We start from the raw sequence: 15,168 nt of genomic DNA, 5'->3' as shown, positions 1-15,168 counted from the left end.
GGGGCGGCGCCAGCCTTGGTCTATAAGGTCCCACCCCTGTTCCATCCGCGCCCGCGATCGCCGAACATCACGTAGCCGCTCTCCGTCACCGCCAGCGTGTCCTCCAGCTTGATAAACCCCCGCGTCGGGTGAAGCATCGTCGTTTCGACCGACAGCACCATGTTCTTCTCCAGCGGCTTGGCCGCGTAGGTGCCTTCATAGGTCACCGGATGATTGGTCATCAGGAACGGCGCCTCATGCGTGATCAGCCCCATGCCATGGGCGAAGAAATCCGTGTAGGGCGCGACCTTCGACGCCTTCAGCACGCCCTCGGCATGCGAAATCATGTCGCCGCCCAGAATGCCCGCCTTCACCTTCGAGAAGGCCGCCTGCTGCACAGTCTCGACCTCGGCCAGCAGATCCTCCAGTTCGGCGTCCGGCTCGCCCAGAATGCCCATTCGGCAGAGGTCGCCGATATAGCCGTGATAATTGCCGCCGGAATCGATCGACAGCACCTCGCCCTTGTTCCACGCTTGCGATGAGGCAGCACGGTTGTGGCTCGAGCCAAGCGTCAGCAGGCAATATTCGAAATGCGCGCCGCGATTGGTCTCCTCACGCCGCAGCTGTTCGATCATCTCGGCTTTGGTCGTGCCTTCGCGCGCCCAGGCGATCGTCGCCAGCATGGAATCGGTGATCAGTTCGGAGGCCGTGCGCAGCTTCTCCAGTTCCGCATCGGTCTTGATAGCGCGCATGTTTTCCAGCATGTCGGTCGCATCGATCAGCTTGGCGTCGGGCAGCGCCTTGCGGATCAGCGCATAGGCGTCCGACGGCAGGAAGCCCGGTTCGATGCCGATGCGCGCCCCATCCTTGCCGATCTTTCTGACATGCTCGACCGCCAGATTGGCGGCATCGAGCGTACCCCAGCAGGCGGCATGCAGCGTCGGCGTCCAGAACGGATGGTTCTGGTGCTCGCCGCCCTCCATGCGGTTACCGATATAGGCGGCGTGATCGGGCCCACCCTTCTCGTAGACGACAATGGGCAGGTAGCGGCTGTGGCCGATCGCATCCATGGCGGCGAAGAAGATGAATTTGTAGCCGCCCAGCAGATATTGCGTGTTGTGCTTGGAGGTCGCCAGCAGCACATCGATGCCGGCCTCCTCCATCAGCCGGTCGACCCGTGCCTGGTCGAACGGGATATTGCTGACGGCAGCCTTGCCCGGCGCAATGTTCATCACTCTCTCCCTGAATTGCCTGGCATCGGCACGGTCTCGCGCAGATTCCCAGCTTCTTGCTAAATCTGCACCATCCTGCCCACTCTGGTCTAGCCAGAAATAAGAGAACTAGGCTTTCTGGCTGGTGACCAAGTCGTCACTCGCTGCCAATCGCTTAATCTGGTCCTACCAGACAGGATCCATAGTCCGCTCTCCTAAACTGGTCCAGCGAACAAAAATTTCAAAGCCAAGCCAGGATGCGCCAATTCCATCTCTAGCGAAACCCTCAGCAAGGCTCATAATCGCCCACAGGATGCCGGCGGCCCGGCGGCATCGAGGGGTGTTGGCACGCCGACAAGAGGTCCGCGCGCAGGAGGGAGTTCGATCATGTCAGGTTTCACCATTTCCAGGCGCACCATGCTTGCCGGTTCGGCGATGCTGCTGGCCTCAACGGCCATGCCGACCTTGGGCCGGGCACAGACACCGAAAAAGGGTGGGCGGCTGGTGCTGGCCGCCGATTCCGAGCCGCGCAATCTCAATCCCGCGATCGTCGCGTCCAACGGCGTCTTCTTCATCTCCAGCAAGATCGTCGAGACGCTGGCCGAAGCCTCCTTCGACGGCAAGGACGGGCTCGCGCCACGACTGGCGGTGAGCTGGGAAGGTGCCGCCGATGGGCTGTCGGCGACCTTCAAGTTGCGCGAAGGCGTCAAATGGCATGACGGCAAGCCGTTCACGTCAGCCGACGTCGCCTTCTCGGCGCTGCAGATCTGGAAACCGTTGCAGAATCTCGGCCGCACCGTGTTCAAGGACCTGAGCGCGGTCGACACCCCGGACGATCTGACCGCCGTGTTCAAATTCGCCAAGCCGACGCCTTTCCAGCTGATCCGCAACGCGCTGCCGGCGCTGTCGAGCGTGGTGCCCAAGCACATCTACGAAGTCGGCAAGATCGAGGACAACCCGGCCAACACAGCGCCCATCGGCACCGGCCCGTTCAAGTTCGGCGAATACAAGGCCGGTCAGTATTACCGGCTGACGAAGAACACCGATTATTGGGGCAAGGACGAGCCCAACCTCGACGAGATCATCTATCAGGTGCTGCCCGACCGCACCTCGGCGGCGAGCGCGCTGGAAGCGGAAGAAATCCAGCTCGCGGCTTTCTCCGCCGTGCCGCTGGCGGACCTCGACCGCATCTCCAAGGTGCCTGGCCTGAAAGTGATCTCCAAGGGCTATGAGGGGCTGACCTATCAGCTCGTGGTCGAGATCAACCATCGCCGCAAGGAACTGGCCGATGTGAAAGTACGCCAGGCGATCGCGCACGCCATCGACAAGGATTTCGTCGTCAAGACCGTGTTCCTCGGCTATGCCGCGACGGCCACCGGCCCGGTGCCGAAGAACGATCCGCAATTCTACACCTCCGATGTGCCGACCTATGCCTTCGACGTCGCCAAGGCAAACGCGCTGCTCGACGAGGCCGGCTATAATAAAGGCGCTGACGGCAACCGCTTTTCGCTGAAGCTCCTGCCGGCGCCCTATTTCAACGAGACCAAGCAGTTCGGCGATTATCTGCGCCAGGCGCTCGCCGCCATCGGCATCGACGCGCAACTGGTCAACAACGACTCCGCAGCCCACATCAAGGCCGTCTACACCGATCACGCCTTCGACCTCGCCGTGGGCCCGCCGGTGTTCCGTGGCGACCCGGCGATCTCGACCACCATCCTGGTACAGAGCGGCATTCCCGACGGCGTGCCCTTCTCAAACCAGGGCGGCTACAAGAACGGTGCCCTCGACGCGCTGATCGCCAAGGCTTCCGAGACGCTCGATACATCGGCACGTACCGACCTCTACAAGGAGTTCCAGAAGCAAGTCGCCACGGACCTGCCGCTGATCAATGTCGCCGAATGGAGTTTCATTTCCGTCGCCAGCGACAAGGTCGGCAACATCGCCAACAACCCGCGCTGGGCGGTCTCGAACTGGGCGGACACGTATCTGGAATCATGACACATTCACGCGGATGAAAGTTCGCGAAGAAATCGTAGGGGTTGAGTTCTACGAGGCCCCCCTCTGTCCGGCAGGACAGAGAGGGGGGCCTCGGCACGATCTTAACCCGCGCATCGTCGCCTCGCCGAATCCCGCATGACCCGCGCCCTCACCCTCATTCGCCGTCGTCTCGTCGGCAGCATCTTCGTGCTTCTGATCGTGGTCGTCGGCACCTTCCTCCTCCTCGAAGCCGCTCCCGGCGACGCCGTCGACGCCTATATCGTCTCCACCGGCGGCGACGCCGGCATGATCGAGTTGCTGCGCCATCGCTGGGGCCTCGACCAGTCGGAGCTGACGCGGCTCGCCAACTATCTCTGGGCGCTGCTGCATCTCGATCTCGGCCAGTCCGTGACCTTCTCGCGACCGATCCGCGAGATCATCCTCGAGCGCCTGCCCAACACGCTGCTTCTGATGGTCAGCGCCACCGCGCTGTCCTTCGGGCTGGGCTCGGCGCTCGGCATCTATGCCGGCGCCAGGCCAGGCAGCTTTCGCGACCGTTTCCTGTCGATCGGCTCGCTGGCGCTCTATGCCGTGCCGGGCTTCTGGCTGGGATTGGTGCTGATCGTCATCTTCGCCGTCGACCTGCGCTGGCTGCCGATCGGCGGCATCGAAACTCTGGCCTCGGACAAGACCGGCCTCGCCCGCGCCGCCGACATCGGAGTCCACCTCGCCCTGCCGGTTGCCGCCCTCGGTTTCATCTACCTGGCCCTCTATCTGCGCATGATGCGCGCCGGCATGGCCGAGGCCTGGCGGCAGGACTTTATCCTCGCTGCTCGCGCCCGGGGTTTGTCGCGCCGGCGCATCGTGCTTGCCCATGTCGCCCGCAACGCGCTGTTGCCGCTAGTCACCATGCTCGGCCTGCAGTCGGCGCAGATGCTTGGCGGCAGCGTCGTCATCGAGAGCGTCTTTTCCGTGCCAGGCCTTGGCCGGCTGGCGCAGGAAGCGGTGGCCGCGCGCGACACGCCCTTGCTGCTTGGCATCATCCTCGTCAGCGCCGTCCTCGTCATCCTCATCAACCTTGTCGTCGACATCGCCTATGCCTTCCTCGACCCGCGCGTCGGCGCCAGCGAGGAGCGCGCATGAGCGGGCTTCGTCGTTTCCTGCACACACCGGAAGCGGTTGCCGGCGTCGTGATCCTGGCCGCGCTGTTCGCTATGGCGCTGTCGGCGTCGCTGCTGTTTCCCGGCGACCCGCAATCGATCGCCGGGCCGGCGCTGCTGCCGCCCTTCCAGGATTGGTCGCTGCCGCTTGGCACCGACCGGCTCGGCCGCAACGTGCTTGCTGAACTGTTCCATGGCGCCCGCACCTCGCTGGCCGTCGGTCTGGCGGCGGCGGCGGCGGCACTCGCCGTCGGTGCGGTGATCGGCACGCTCGCCGGTTTCGCCGGTGGCCTGATCGACGAGGTGCTGATGCGCATCACCGATGCGTTCCAGACCGTGCCGGGGTTCCTGCTGGCGCTGGCTTTCGTCAGCGTGGTTGGTCCCTCGCTCGGCGTCGTCGTGGTAGCGATAGCGCTCAGCACCTGGACCGGCCCGGCACGCGTGGCCCGCGCCGAAGTCCTTTCCATCCGCGAACGCGACTATGTCGCCGGCGCCCGCGTCATCGGCATGCACCCTCTGGCGATCGCCTTTCGCGAAGTGCTACCCAATGCCTTGCCGCCGGTGCTGGCGCTGTCGTCGGTCATCGTCGCCGCAGCGATCCTTACCGAAGCAGCACTCTCCTTCCTCGGGCTTGGCGACCCCAACAGGGTCACCTGGGGCGGCATGATCGCCGAAGGCCGCACCGTCCTGCGCACCGCGCCCTTCCTGTCGATCGTCCCGGGCATCGCCCTGGTGCTGACGGTGCTCGGCGTTTATCTCGCCGGCGAAGGCATCGTCGAAACCACGGCCGTGAAAAGAGGCCTGTCGTGAGCGTCCTGGCGTCGATCAGCGACCTGACGGTGACCTACCGCCGCGACGGCAACGAAGTGGCGGCGCTGAAGAGTTTCAGCCTCGACATTGCCAGTGGCGAGCGGCTGGCCATCATCGGCGAGAGCGGCTCGGGAAAAAGCACGCTGGCGCTGGCGATTGCTGGGCTGTTGCCGAGGGGCGCCCGGATTGGCGGGCACATCGATTGGTTGTTGCCGGCAAGTGCTAGCGCCAAGGCCCACCTCTCTGTCCTGCCGGACATCTCCCCCTCAAAGGGGGAGATCGCGCCCTCATCTCCGCTTTCGCCAATTACCAACGGTGCTGCAGGAGATGACGCGACAGCGACGCTGCCAATCTCCTCCCAAGTGGGGGAGATGTCCGGCAGGACAGAGGGGAGCGCCGTAGAGCGCCAACTTCGTCATCTTCGCGATGGAGTGCCCCTCCTAGGCAGCGACATCGGCTTCATCTTCCAGGATCCCTCGGCCAGCCTCGACCCGGTCATGACCATCGGCAAGCAGATCGCCGAAGTCACTCGCACCCATCTCGGCCTCACCTGGTCGCAGGCCTACGCCAAGGCCAAAACCCTGCTCGAACGCGTCCGCCTGCCCGACCCGGACTCGGCCCTGCACGCTTTCCCGCACCAGCTTTCCGGCGGCCAGAAGCAGCGCGTGGCGATTGCCGCCGCGATTGCCGCCGGCCCGAAACTGCTCATTGCCGACGAAGCGACCAGCGCGCTCGACACAATCGTGCAGGCCGAGATCGTCGCGCTGATCCGGCGGCTGGTGGCCGAGGACGGCATGACGCTGCTGTTCATCAGCCATGACATTGCGCTCGCGGCCGAACTTGCCGAACGCATCGCCGTCTTCCGCCATGGTCAACTGGTTGAGCTCGGCGCGACGGCGCAGATCATCAACGCCCCGGCCCAAGCCTACACACGCGCGCTGCTCGACGCCCATATCGGCCTTGATGCCGAACCGCTGCTGAACCGGAGCGGGGGGCGCGCATGAGCCTGCTCACAGCGTCCAATCTCACCAAACGTTACAGTCGCGGCGGCAAGACTGTTGCTGCCGTCGACGATGTCTCCTTCGCCATCGCGCCTGGGGAAACGCTGGCGCTGGCAGGCCCCTCCGGCAGCGGAAAATCGACGGTCGCGCGGCTTGTGCTGCGGCTGATCGAACCCGATGGCGGAGGCATCGTGTTCGAGGGTGACGATTTCCTGGCCTTGGGTGGCACCGCACTGCGCACGCGCCGCGCTCGTCTGCAGATGGTGTTCCAGGATCCGCTCGCCGCCTTCAACCCACGCGCCACGGTGGCGCGCGTGCTGGACGATCCCTTGCGCATCCACGGCATCGCCCCACGCACCGAACGCCCGCGTCGCATCGCGCAATTGCTGGAGCGTGTCGGCCTTGCGGCCGCCCTCGCGCAGCGCGCCATCCACGAAATCTCCGGCGGCCAGCGCCAGCGCGTGGCGATCGCGCGCGCCATCGCGACGAAACCATCCCTGATCGTGCTCGATGAAGCGGTGTCGGCGCTCGACGTCTCGGTGCGCGGACAGATTCTCGAACTTCTGCTCGACCTGCAACGCGAGCAGAAGATCGCTTATCTCTTCATCTCGCATGATCTCGGCGTCGTCAGGGCCATCGCCCACCGCATCGTCCTTCTCGACGCGGGACGGATCGCCGAAAGCGGCGATGCCCGCGCCGTCATCGATGCGCCGCGATCGGCCATCGGCAAGGCGCTGGTGGCGGCCGCGCCGAGACTGGATCGGAACATCCGACAGGACGGATCGTCAACGGCTCGCCAGAGCTAGCCGCCGACCATCAGCTTGACGACCTCATCATGGTTGGTCTCGGAAATCTTGCGCTCGCCGGCCTGGACACCGCGCCTGAGCACGACGATGCGGTCCGAGACCGCGAAAATGTCCTGCAAATTGTGCGAGATGAAGATTACGCCGCGTCCTTGCGCCTTGAGCTGGTGGATCAGCGAAATCACCTTGCGCTGCTCCGGCACGCCGAGTGCCGCGGTCGGCTCGTCCATGATCAGGATCTGCGCGTCCCAATAGACGGCGCGACCGATGGCGACGGCCTGGCGTTGGCCGCCGGAGAAATTGCTGACCGGGGCGTTCAGTCGGCTGACGTGGAAGTCCAGCCGCTTCATCGTTTCCCGAGCCGCCTCGGCCATCGCCTTGCGATCGAGCACCGGCAGGAAGCCGAACGCCTTGCGCATCGGTTCGCGGCCAAGGAAGATGTTGGCGCCGATCGACAGATTGTCGGCCAGCGCCAGATCCTGGTAGATCGTCTCGATGCCCTTTTCGCGCGCCTCCTGGGGTGTCGCGAAAGCTACCGGTTGGCCCCTGAGCAGGATTTCTCCGCCCGTCGGCTGGAAGACGCCCGAAATTGCCTTGATCAGCGTCGTCTTGCCCGCGCCATTGTCGCCGGCAAGCGCCACCACTTCGCCAGGCCGCACGGTCATGGAGAAATCGTTGAGCGCGCGCACGGCGCCGAAGTGCTTGGACAGGTTGCGGACTTCGAGCAGAGGCGTGGTCTGGTCGGTGTTATTCATCCTGGCGGCCTCCACTGAACCGGCGCTGCGCCTGGTCTATGAGCACGGAAATGATGATGACGACGCCGACGGCCATGAACTGCCAGAACGGCTCGACATTGACGAAGACCAGCCCGTACTGGATGACCGCGATCACCAGCGCGCCGGCGACCGTGCCCAGGATCGTGCCGGAGCCGCCGAACAGGCTGGCACCGCCGATGACGACGGCCGCGACGCTGTCGAGCAGCAGCGGCTCGCCGGCTTGCGCCGCGCCGGCGGTGAAGCGCGCGGCATAGAGCGCGCCGCCCAGCCCCGCGCACATCGCCGACAACACATAGAGCCGCAAAATGTGGCCCTTGATGTCGATGCCTGACCGGCGCGCCGCCTGCACATTGGCGCCGATGGCGTAGTTGTGCTGACCGAACCGCGTCTGGCTGAGCAGATAGTGCATGACGATGACGAAGACGGCGGTGATGAGCACCAGATAGGGAATGCCGTAGAACTTGCCGTTGCCGAGCAGCGCGAACCAGGAATTCTGCACCGGCACCGTGGTGCCGCCGGCAAGCAGGAAGGCGGCGCCCCGCGCCACGCCGAACATGCCGAGCGTGCCGATGAAGGGCGGCACTTTGAGGCGCGAGATCAGCAGACCGTTGATGATGCCGGGCACGCCGGCGACGATCACCGCCGCAAGAATGCCGGCCAGCATGGCCAGCGGCAGCGGAATGGCGGCGCCCGCCATATTGGTCGCATGCGCGGCGATGACGGCGGCGAGCCCCATGATGAAGCCGAGCGACAGGTCGATGCCGCCTGAAATGATGACGAAAGTCTGCCCTGTCGCCAAGAGCAGCGGCGCCACGGCGAAGATCGCGATGGACTGCAGGTTGAACGGGTTGAGCACGAAGGTCGCGCCGAAGGCGAGCCTCGACCAGATCTCGAAACAGACAAGGAGGCCGGCGAGGAACAGCCAGGCGCGCCCTTCGGCGATGCGGGCGATCAGGCCCTTGGCCGGGTCGCCATGATCTGCCTGAGGCGCGACATGCTGCTCGGCCGGATTTGCTGGGGATGTCGAGGTCATGAATACTCCGCGGCGCGGCTCATTCGAACAAGGCCCCGGTCAAGCCGGGCTTGGCGCAGGCCTCCTCCCGGCGGACCGGGAGGAGGTAAACGCGTTGGACTTATTCGGAGTAGAGGTACTTGGAGATGTTCGGATCCGAGATGTTGGACTTGTCCATGATCGTGAAGCCGGTGCCGATGGTGACCGGGATCGAATGGCCGGTGAGATGGGCATAGGCCGAAACGACGCCGTAATAGCCGATCTCGGCCGGATGCTGGGCAATCGCCACATCGACCAGGCCGGTATTGATGTTGTCGACGATGCTGGTCGGAGCATCGAAGGCAACGACCTTGACGGTACCCGTCTGTCCGGCCTGCTTGACGCCGTTGGCGGCACCCAGCGCCGAGAACAGATTGGCGCCGAACACGCCGACCAGGTCGGGGTTGCGTGCGAACACGGCCTGAAGCTGCGAGGCCGCCTTGTTGGCGTCGTCATCGTTGAACTGGGTTTCCAGAACGGTGATGCCTGGATGCTTGGCCATCTCCTTCTTGAAGCCTTCTTCACGCTGGTCGGTGGTCGAGATGCCCGGCTTGACGTTCGAAACGTAGACCTTGCCCTTGTCGCCGATGGACGTGGCCAGCGCGCGCGCGGCGATCTCGCCACCCAGCACATTGTCCGAGGCGATGTAGGCAAGCGGGAAATCGGCGTCGCCGGCACCCGTCTGGTAGACGCCGCTGCCGATGAAGGTGTCGACGGTGATGACCGGGATGCCGGCATCATTGGCCTTGCGCAGCGGCTCGACCAACTGAACCTTGTCGGTCGGCGCGATCAGGATCGCATCCGGCTTCTTGGCGATGACGGCGTCGAGCACCGGGACCTGCGTGACCGGGTTGAAGTCCGGCGCACCCTGGAAGACCAGGTTCACGCCAAGCGCGTCGGCCGCCGCCTGGGCGCCCTTGCGCATGGTGATGTAGAAACCGTCGGTGGTCAGGCCAGGAATGAGCGCAATGGTGTATTTCTTGTCCTGCGCCTGCGCGGGCGCAATCAGCACCGAAGCGCCGACGGCAAGCGCCGCGAACGCGGCAACGATCTTCTTCATGACATCCTCCTCATTGTTGGCAGTTCTGCCGTTGCAGTGACATTGGATGGCCGTGACCCGCTCACAAGCGGAATGCCGACGGCCGGAACGCCTGTTTGCCTTCGCGGGCAGCTCCTCCCAAGCGCCCTGCAGTCGATATGTCAGCCGGTCCAGCCGACCGGCACAATGGCCGTGGTCGCTTTCCTCGCCTCAGCGAGGTCAGAACCAGCGTGTCCGGCATGCCTCCACGCCGGACCCATAAACTTGTAACACTTTGCAGAAATAAATTGCAACTCGGTTTTTCCGAGGCCGCAATGCCGCTTTCCCAGACACCATCTGACTGCTCCTCGGAGCCCCGGCGAAACTATTGCCCCGTCTCCTCGGCGACACAACCGATTTCGCCAGTCGAACGGCACAGCGCCCCGAGAGCGAGGTCGGGGCTAGGACGGCGTGACAAGCTCCGATGACGCTGATCGGGTCATCCGCCGCCGTCGGGCGACGTGGGCGATGATCAATCCATGAATGACCAGCCCGACGGCAACTCCCAGGACATGAAAGCGCGTTCCCGAGCCGGAAAGCGCCCAAATCGACCAGATCGACACGGGAACGAATAGGATGATCGCAGTGACGAGTCCCGGATTGTAGCTGCGCATCCTGATGGCCTGCCCGATGTGAACCAGGGCGTTGATCAAGGTGGTGTAGGCGGCGATCAGCCCGATCCCGGCCTGGATCGTGACAGCGAGCGTGAACACCAACGCGTAGATGCCCCACACGCCCGGCACGTTGATCACAAAGACATCCAGGCGGGTAAGGAGCGGCGCGCCTGCGCCGAGCATCTTGTTGACAAAAAGCCGGAACCGGTCCCCGGCATGCTCCTCGTACTGGTGGAGCATGTAGACCGGGATCAGGACGAAGACGGCGAGTTCGGCGGTTTCCAACCGGGCGGCCAGCCCGATCGCCACGATGCACAGAACAAGGCCGGCGAGCACGCCGCCATAGACCCAATCTTCCACCAGGCGCTTCATCGTCGCTCCGTGCCGAAAATTCAGCGCCCTATCTTGCATCAAGGGTTTCGAGGATCGCCTGCGCCGTCTTGGTGTCGGTCACCAGCGTGTTGATGAGCCCGGCGCGGACGGCGCCGATGATCGCCCTCGCTTTTTCCGGCGAGGCGGCAACGCCGATCACAAGCGGCACGGCGCGAAGCTGCGCCGGCGACATGGCGATCATGCGGCCCTCGCCTTCCCAGGCGATCAGCGCACCATCGGCATCGAAATAGTGCCGAAGCACGTCGCCGGCGGCATGAACCAGCGCCTGCTCGCTTGGCGTGGCGGCACTTGCCTCGGGTGCGTTGATGGCGTGCGGCAGTCCGATGCCGACAATCGCCACATCGGTCCTCTCCCACAGTGCGACGGCATCGCGGATAGCCGCATCGCGCAGGAACACCTCGCGCAGTTCGCTGGAGGGCAGATAGGGCGCGTGGATGAAATGCGGCGTACCACCGAATTCCTCCGCCGCGAGCCGCACGAATTCATTGACCTGGAAATGCGCCGCGTGCTGCTGCATGCCGCCGGTCGCAGCCACCGTCAGCACGCCGGGCATGCGCGGCAGACCGGCTCGGATGACCTCGCGCACGGCGCGTCCCCAGCCGATGGCGACCACGGAGCCGGCGACCAGTTGCGCCTGCCTGAGCAAGGCGCCAAGCGGCGCGGAAAGCGCCGTCAGGGCACCTGCCACCGGCGTCTCGACGACCGCTGCATCGCGCAGTTTCAACCCGTCGACCAATTGCCGGGTGATATCCTCGGGCGTCGCCAGGTCGATGACCTCGATGCGCACGATGCCTTCGGCCCGTGCACGCTGCAGCAGGCGTGAAATCGTCGCGGTGGAGACGCCGAGCTGCCGCGCTATGTCGACCTGCGACATCTCCTCCACATAGTGCAGCTTGGCAACCGTGTGCAGCATCGTGCGCGATGCGGTCGCGTCCTGGACGGAGGGAACAGACAGCTTGCAATTCCTTTCAGCAACGTGTTACACACGTATACGCCGATGGGAGTTATCGCGCAAATCCGGCGAACTCGCAACTTGATGACCATACCGGGTCACGCACCGCAAGGCTGCCTGTCCAGGCAACCGGCGAAGCATCAGGGCGGCAAAATCTTCCTGCCGGCAGGCGGGCGAACTGACCATGTTTCCAAGGGATCAGCGCTCGGTGAGAGAGCGCCAACAGCGGACCGAAGCTCATGACCAAGATGACCACCGCGGAACTGCGCGGCTACCAGCAGATATGCGGCGAGGATGGGGCCATGGTGGCGATCGCCTGCGACCAGCGCGGCGGCATGCGCACCTTGCTGGCGTCGGACCCTGCCGATCAGGCCAGAATCACCAACGACATGCTTGGCGACACCAAGGCCGACATCACGCGCTACCTGGCTAGCGCGGCGTCCTGCGTGCTGCTCGACCCGCTCTGCGCGGTGCCGCGAATTGTCGATGAAGGCGTGCTGAATCGCGATACCGCGCTCCTTATCGGCCTCGACGCATCCGGTTTCGACGTTTCGCCGGAAGGCTATCGCCTGTCGCGGCTGGTTCCCGGCATCGATGCGCGCCGCGTGCGCGCGCTCGGCGGCACCGGCGGCAAGATCATGGTCTATCTCAGGGCCGACAAGCCGCAGGCCAACGAGCACAACATCGCCATCCTGCGCCAATGCATCACCGACTTCGGCCAGGAGGACCTGTTGCTGGTGGTCGAGTTCCTGACCTATCAGCTTGAGGGGGAAAGCGCCGAAGACTACGCGGCCAAGACGCCATCGCTGGTCGAGGAAGGCACCAGGATTTCGCTGGAATGCGGCGCCAAGGTGCTGAAGCTTCCCTATCCCGGGACGCCGCAAGCCTGCGCCAACATCACAAAAATGGCCGGCGAAGTGCCATGGGCGGTGCTGTCGGCCGGGGTCAACCACGCCACCTTCCTCGGCCAGGTCGAGATCGCCATGCAGAACGGCGCCTCCGGTGTCATCGCCGGCCGGTCGCTGTGGAAGGACTGCATCTCGCTCGACCGTGACATTCAGCGCGAAAGGCTTAAGACCATAGCAGTGCCGCGGTTGCGCGAAATCCAGGCGGTGATCGGACACTACCGGCAGAAAGCCGCATAGACTTTCCGATTGCTCTGATTACTGGCACGTGCAGGACGTCATGCCTCTCAGCATAGGAATCGATATCGGCGGCACCAATCTGCGTGCCGCCCGCATTTCCGGCGCCGGTGAAATCCTCAAGCGCGTTTCCGAAAAGAGCGCGTCCGACCCGGAGCTGGTCCTCGGCCGCGTCGCCGACATGGTGCGCCTTCTCGACACGCCGGATGTGAAAGCCATCGGCGTCGGGGTCCCCGGACGCGTCGACGCGCGGCGGGGCGCGGTGCTGTCGGGCGGCTATGTCGACCTCGCTTCGATTGCGCTGGCGCGGCGGCTGGAGGACATGACGGGCAAGCCCGTCATCATCGACAATGACTGCAACATGGCGCTGGCCGCCGAGATGGCGCTCGGCGCCGGCCGGGCCGACAGCGATATCGCCATGTTCACCATCGGCACCGGCATTGGCGGCGCCATCGCCCAGGACCGCCGCATCATGCGCGGCCGCGCAACGGCCGGCCAGCTCGGCCACATCACGGTCGACGTCGATGGCGAGCTCTGCGCCTGCGGCCGGCGCGGCTGCGTCGAAACCATCAGTTCCGGCACCGCGCTCGGCCGCCACATTGCGCGGGCCGGGCTCGGTCCCGATGTTTCGGTCGACCAGCTTTTCGCCCGCGACGCCGCCGGCGACATCCAGGCGCGCGCCATACTGGACGCCTGGGCCGTCCCGCTGCGCGCGGCGATAGACACCGCCGTTGCCGTGCTCGATCCCAATCTCATTCTGCTTGGCGGCGGCCTTGGCCGGGCAGCCCATGCCGCGCTCGGCCGCGCCCCGGCTTTGGCGCCCTGGTATCAGTGCCGGGTCGAGCCGGCCCAACTTGGCGACGATGCCGGCGTCATCGGCGCCGGCCTGCAAGCCCTAGAACAGGGCAGGTTGCGGTCGATTTCACGATCCGCCCAACCGAGGCGCGCGGTGCTCGTCAACGGCATCCCGGCCAGCGGCAAGAGCACCGTCTCGCACGGCATCGCCGACCGTATGGGCTGGCCGTTGCTGACGCTCGATACAGTCAAGAACCCGTTCCTCGAAGTGCTCGATGGGGTTGATCGTGAGTTCAACCGCACGCTCGGCCGCGCCAGCTACAAGGCGATCTGGTCGCTGGTCGGCGAAGCTCCCGCCGGCAGCACCTTTGTCGTAGACGCCTGGTTCGGCTTTCAGCCGCGTGAGGTTCTCGAAGATCATCTCAGAAACGCAGGCGTCGAGCAGACCGTCGAAATCTGGTGCCACGCGCCCGGCGAGGTTCTGGCCGAACGCTATGGCGCCCGACTTGGTCAGCGCCTGCCCGGTCATCCCGGCGCCGCCTACATTCCTGAGCTGATGGAACTCGCCAAGCGGGCGGAACCCCTGCGGCGCGGGCCGCTGTTTGACGTCGACACGACACAGCCGATCGACTTCGATGCCATCACCGCATGGCTGCGCGCCACGTGGGCCGCCGGCGCCTGAACCGTCGCCGATGCCGGCTATGCCGGAGGCAGCCGAAGCGCCGCGCGGGCGATCTGCCACGCGGATTCGACATGCCGACGCGCCGCCGCTTCCGCCTCGTCCGGCTTGCGCGATCTGATGGCATCCATGATCTCGTTCATCTCGGCAATTGCCGGTCCGCGACGGTTGGCCGAGAGGATGGTCATGGAACGCAGCTGGTTGATGCGCACATTGAGCCCGGTCACGATCTCCCAGGCGACGCGCTTGTCGGCCGCCTCGAAAAGCGCCTCGTAGAATTTCGTCGTCGCCCGCATCACCTCGGCCGGCTTGCCGGATGCCCAGGCTTCGAAGAGGTTGGCGAGCGCGCTCTCGAGCAGGGTCAGTTGCGCACTCGTCGCGGACAGAGCGCAGGCACGCGCGGCGATACCTTCGAGCAGGGCCCTGAGCTCATAGATCTCGTCGGTGCGGCCAAGATCCGGCTTGGCCACAGCCGGCCCGTGCCCCGGTATCATCTGCACCAGGCCCTCGGCCTCCAGCTGCCGCAAAACTTCGCGCACCACCGAACGGCTGACGCCGAGCTGGTCGCAAAGCGGCCGCTCGACCAGCCTTTCGCCGGGCTGGAAATGAAAATCCATGATTGCTTCGCGCATGCGCTCCAGCGCCAGCGTTCTCAAAGTCTTGGCGCTGCGGTCGATGCGAAGCGTGTCGTCTGACATGGGCGGTCTCCTGCCTCGCCACGAAAACAGATTCCATGGCCGGTTGACA

14 protein-coding genes are annotated in these 15,168 nt (G+C 65.0%); 7 read left to right on the top strand and 7 right to left on the bottom strand.

The annotated features are described in order from the left end of the window. Positions 1 to 20: 20 nt before the first annotated feature. Positions 21 to 1,211 (bottom strand): Xaa-Pro peptidase family protein, encoded by a 1,191-nt coding sequence (locus FJ967_RS23915; protein ID WP_140734390.1) that lies wholly within the window; start codon positions 1,209 to 1,211, stop codon positions 21 to 23. Between the two features lie 366 nt (positions 1,212 to 1,577). Here FJ967_RS23915 and FJ967_RS23910 point away from each other — a divergent pair, with 366 nt between their 5' ends. The 5 genes from FJ967_RS23910 (at position 1,578) to FJ967_RS23890 (ending at position 6,944) form a co-directional block, all read left to right on the top strand. After that, positions 1,578 to 3,188, top strand: a complete 1,611-nt coding sequence (locus FJ967_RS23910) for an ABC transporter substrate-binding protein (protein ID WP_140734388.1) — start codon at positions 1,578 to 1,580, stop codon at positions 3,186 to 3,188. Positions 3,189 to 3,323: 135 nt separating this feature from the next. Beyond that, complete coding sequence (locus FJ967_RS23905; protein WP_140734386.1) at positions 3,324 to 4,310, top strand: ABC transporter permease; 987 nt, start codon at positions 3,324 to 3,326, stop codon at positions 4,308 to 4,310. After that, positions 4,307 to 5,137 carry an ABC transporter permease gene (locus tag FJ967_RS23900; protein ID WP_140734384.1) on the top strand — a complete coding sequence of 277 codons (831 nt, stop codon included), beginning with the start codon at positions 4,307 to 4,309 and terminating at the stop codon, positions 5,135 to 5,137. The genes FJ967_RS23905 and FJ967_RS23900 overlap by 4 nt, the downstream gene beginning before the upstream one ends. Continuing rightward, positions 5,134 to 6,141, top strand: a complete 1,008-nt coding sequence (locus FJ967_RS23895) for an ABC transporter ATP-binding protein (RefSeq protein WP_246675367.1) — start codon at positions 5,134 to 5,136, stop codon at positions 6,139 to 6,141. The genes FJ967_RS23900 and FJ967_RS23895 overlap by 4 nt, the downstream gene beginning before the upstream one ends. Further along, complete coding sequence (locus FJ967_RS23890) at positions 6,138 to 6,944, top strand: ATP-binding cassette domain-containing protein (RefSeq protein WP_140734382.1); 807 nt, start codon at positions 6,138 to 6,140, stop codon at positions 6,942 to 6,944. Before FJ967_RS23895 ends, FJ967_RS23890 begins: the two co-directional genes overlap by 4 nt. Here the strand turns inward: FJ967_RS23890 and FJ967_RS23885 are convergent. The 5 genes from FJ967_RS23885 to FJ967_RS23865 form a co-directional block, all read right to left on the bottom strand. Continuing rightward, positions 6,941 to 7,696, bottom strand: a complete 756-nt coding sequence (locus FJ967_RS23885) for an ATP-binding cassette domain-containing protein (RefSeq protein WP_140734380.1) — start codon at positions 7,694 to 7,696, stop codon at positions 6,941 to 6,943. The genes FJ967_RS23890 and FJ967_RS23885 overlap by 4 nt on opposite strands. Then, positions 7,689 to 8,750: a ribose ABC transporter gene (locus tag FJ967_RS23880; protein ID WP_140734378.1), complete on the bottom strand. Its 1,062-nt coding sequence runs from the start codon at positions 8,748 to 8,750 to the stop codon at positions 7,689 to 7,691. Before FJ967_RS23880 ends, FJ967_RS23885 begins: the two co-directional genes overlap by 8 nt. Before the next feature lie 100 nt (positions 8,751 to 8,850). Then, entirely contained in the window at positions 8,851 to 9,828 is a 978-nt protein-coding gene (locus FJ967_RS23875; RefSeq protein WP_140734376.1) for an ABC transporter substrate-binding protein, read from the bottom strand. Positions 9,829 to 10,247: 419 nt separating this feature from the next. After that, a complete protein-coding gene (locus FJ967_RS23870) occupies positions 10,248 to 10,832 on the bottom strand; it encodes an HXXEE domain-containing protein (RefSeq protein ID WP_140734373.1) in 585 nt (194 codons plus the stop codon). A 28-nt stretch (positions 10,833 to 10,860) separates the two neighbouring features. Beyond that, entirely contained in the window at positions 10,861 to 11,766 is a 906-nt protein-coding gene (locus tag FJ967_RS23865) for a sugar-binding transcriptional regulator (RefSeq protein WP_140734371.1), read from the bottom strand. A 278-nt stretch (positions 11,767 to 12,044) separates the two neighbouring features. On the opposite strand from FJ967_RS23865, the gene FJ967_RS23860 reads away from it, so the two are divergent. Then, on the top strand, positions 12,045 to 12,950 hold the full coding sequence (locus tag FJ967_RS23860; protein ID WP_140734369.1) for a tagatose-bisphosphate aldolase: 906 nt from the start codon (positions 12,045 to 12,047) through the stop codon (positions 12,948 to 12,950). Positions 12,951 to 12,990: 40 nt separating this feature from the next. After that, the gene (locus tag FJ967_RS23855) at positions 12,991 to 14,424 is read left to right on the top strand and encodes an ROK family protein (protein WP_140734367.1); all 1,434 of its coding nucleotides are present in this window, start codon (positions 12,991 to 12,993) and stop codon (positions 14,422 to 14,424) included. 17 nt (positions 14,425 to 14,441) lie between these two features. Here FJ967_RS23855 and FJ967_RS23850 read toward each other — a convergent pair whose 3' ends face one another. Further along, positions 14,442 to 15,119, bottom strand: coding sequence for a GntR family transcriptional regulator (locus tag FJ967_RS23850; protein ID WP_140734365.1), 678 nt, complete (start codon positions 15,117 to 15,119; stop codon positions 14,442 to 14,444). Positions 15,120 to 15,168 lie beyond the last annotated feature (49 nt).

Source organism: Mesorhizobium sp. B2-3-4 (assembly GCF_006442315.1).
Taxonomy (GTDB): domain Bacteria; phylum Pseudomonadota; class Alphaproteobacteria; order Rhizobiales; family Rhizobiaceae; genus Mesorhizobium.
This window is presented reverse-complemented; position numbering and strand designations above follow the sequence as displayed.

Bases quoted from the DNA above. Each gene is read 5' to 3' on its own strand.
- FJ967_RS23870 (WP_140734373.1), bottom strand. From the start codon at position 10,832: ATGAAGCGCCTGGTGGAAGATTGGGTCTATGGCGGCGTGCTCGCCGGC.
- FJ967_RS23880 (WP_140734378.1), bottom strand. From the start codon at position 8,750: ATGACCTCGACATCCCCAGCAAATCCGGCCGAGCAGCATGTCGCGCCT.
- FJ967_RS23915 (WP_140734390.1), bottom strand. From the start codon at position 1,211: ATGAACATTGCGCCGGGCAAGGCTGCCGTCAGCAATATCCCGTTCGAC.
- FJ967_RS23900 (WP_140734384.1), top strand. From the start codon at position 4,307: ATGAGCGGGCTTCGTCGTTTCCTGCACACACCGGAAGCGGTTGCCGGC.
- FJ967_RS23875 (WP_140734376.1), bottom strand. From the start codon at position 9,828: ATGAAGAAGATCGTTGCCGCGTTCGCGGCGCTTGCCGTCGGCGCTTCG.
- FJ967_RS23905 (WP_140734386.1), top strand. From the start codon at position 3,324: ATGACCCGCGCCCTCACCCTCATTCGCCGTCGTCTCGTCGGCAGCATC.
- FJ967_RS23860 (WP_140734369.1), top strand. From the start codon at position 12,045: ATGACCAAGATGACCACCGCGGAACTGCGCGGCTACCAGCAGATATGC.
- FJ967_RS23855 (WP_140734367.1), top strand. From the start codon at position 12,991: ATGCCTCTCAGCATAGGAATCGATATCGGCGGCACCAATCTGCGTGCC.
- FJ967_RS23865 (WP_140734371.1), bottom strand. From the start codon at position 11,766: ATGCTGCACACGGTTGCCAAGCTGCACTATGTGGAGGAGATGTCGCAG.
- FJ967_RS23850 (WP_140734365.1), bottom strand. From the start codon at position 15,119: ATGTCAGACGACACGCTTCGCATCGACCGCAGCGCCAAGACTTTGAGA.
- FJ967_RS23910 (WP_140734388.1), top strand. From the start codon at position 1,578: ATGTCAGGTTTCACCATTTCCAGGCGCACCATGCTTGCCGGTTCGGCG.
- FJ967_RS23885 (WP_140734380.1), bottom strand. From the start codon at position 7,696: ATGAATAACACCGACCAGACCACGCCTCTGCTCGAAGTCCGCAACCTG.
- FJ967_RS23890 (WP_140734382.1), top strand. From the start codon at position 6,138: ATGAGCCTGCTCACAGCGTCCAATCTCACCAAACGTTACAGTCGCGGC.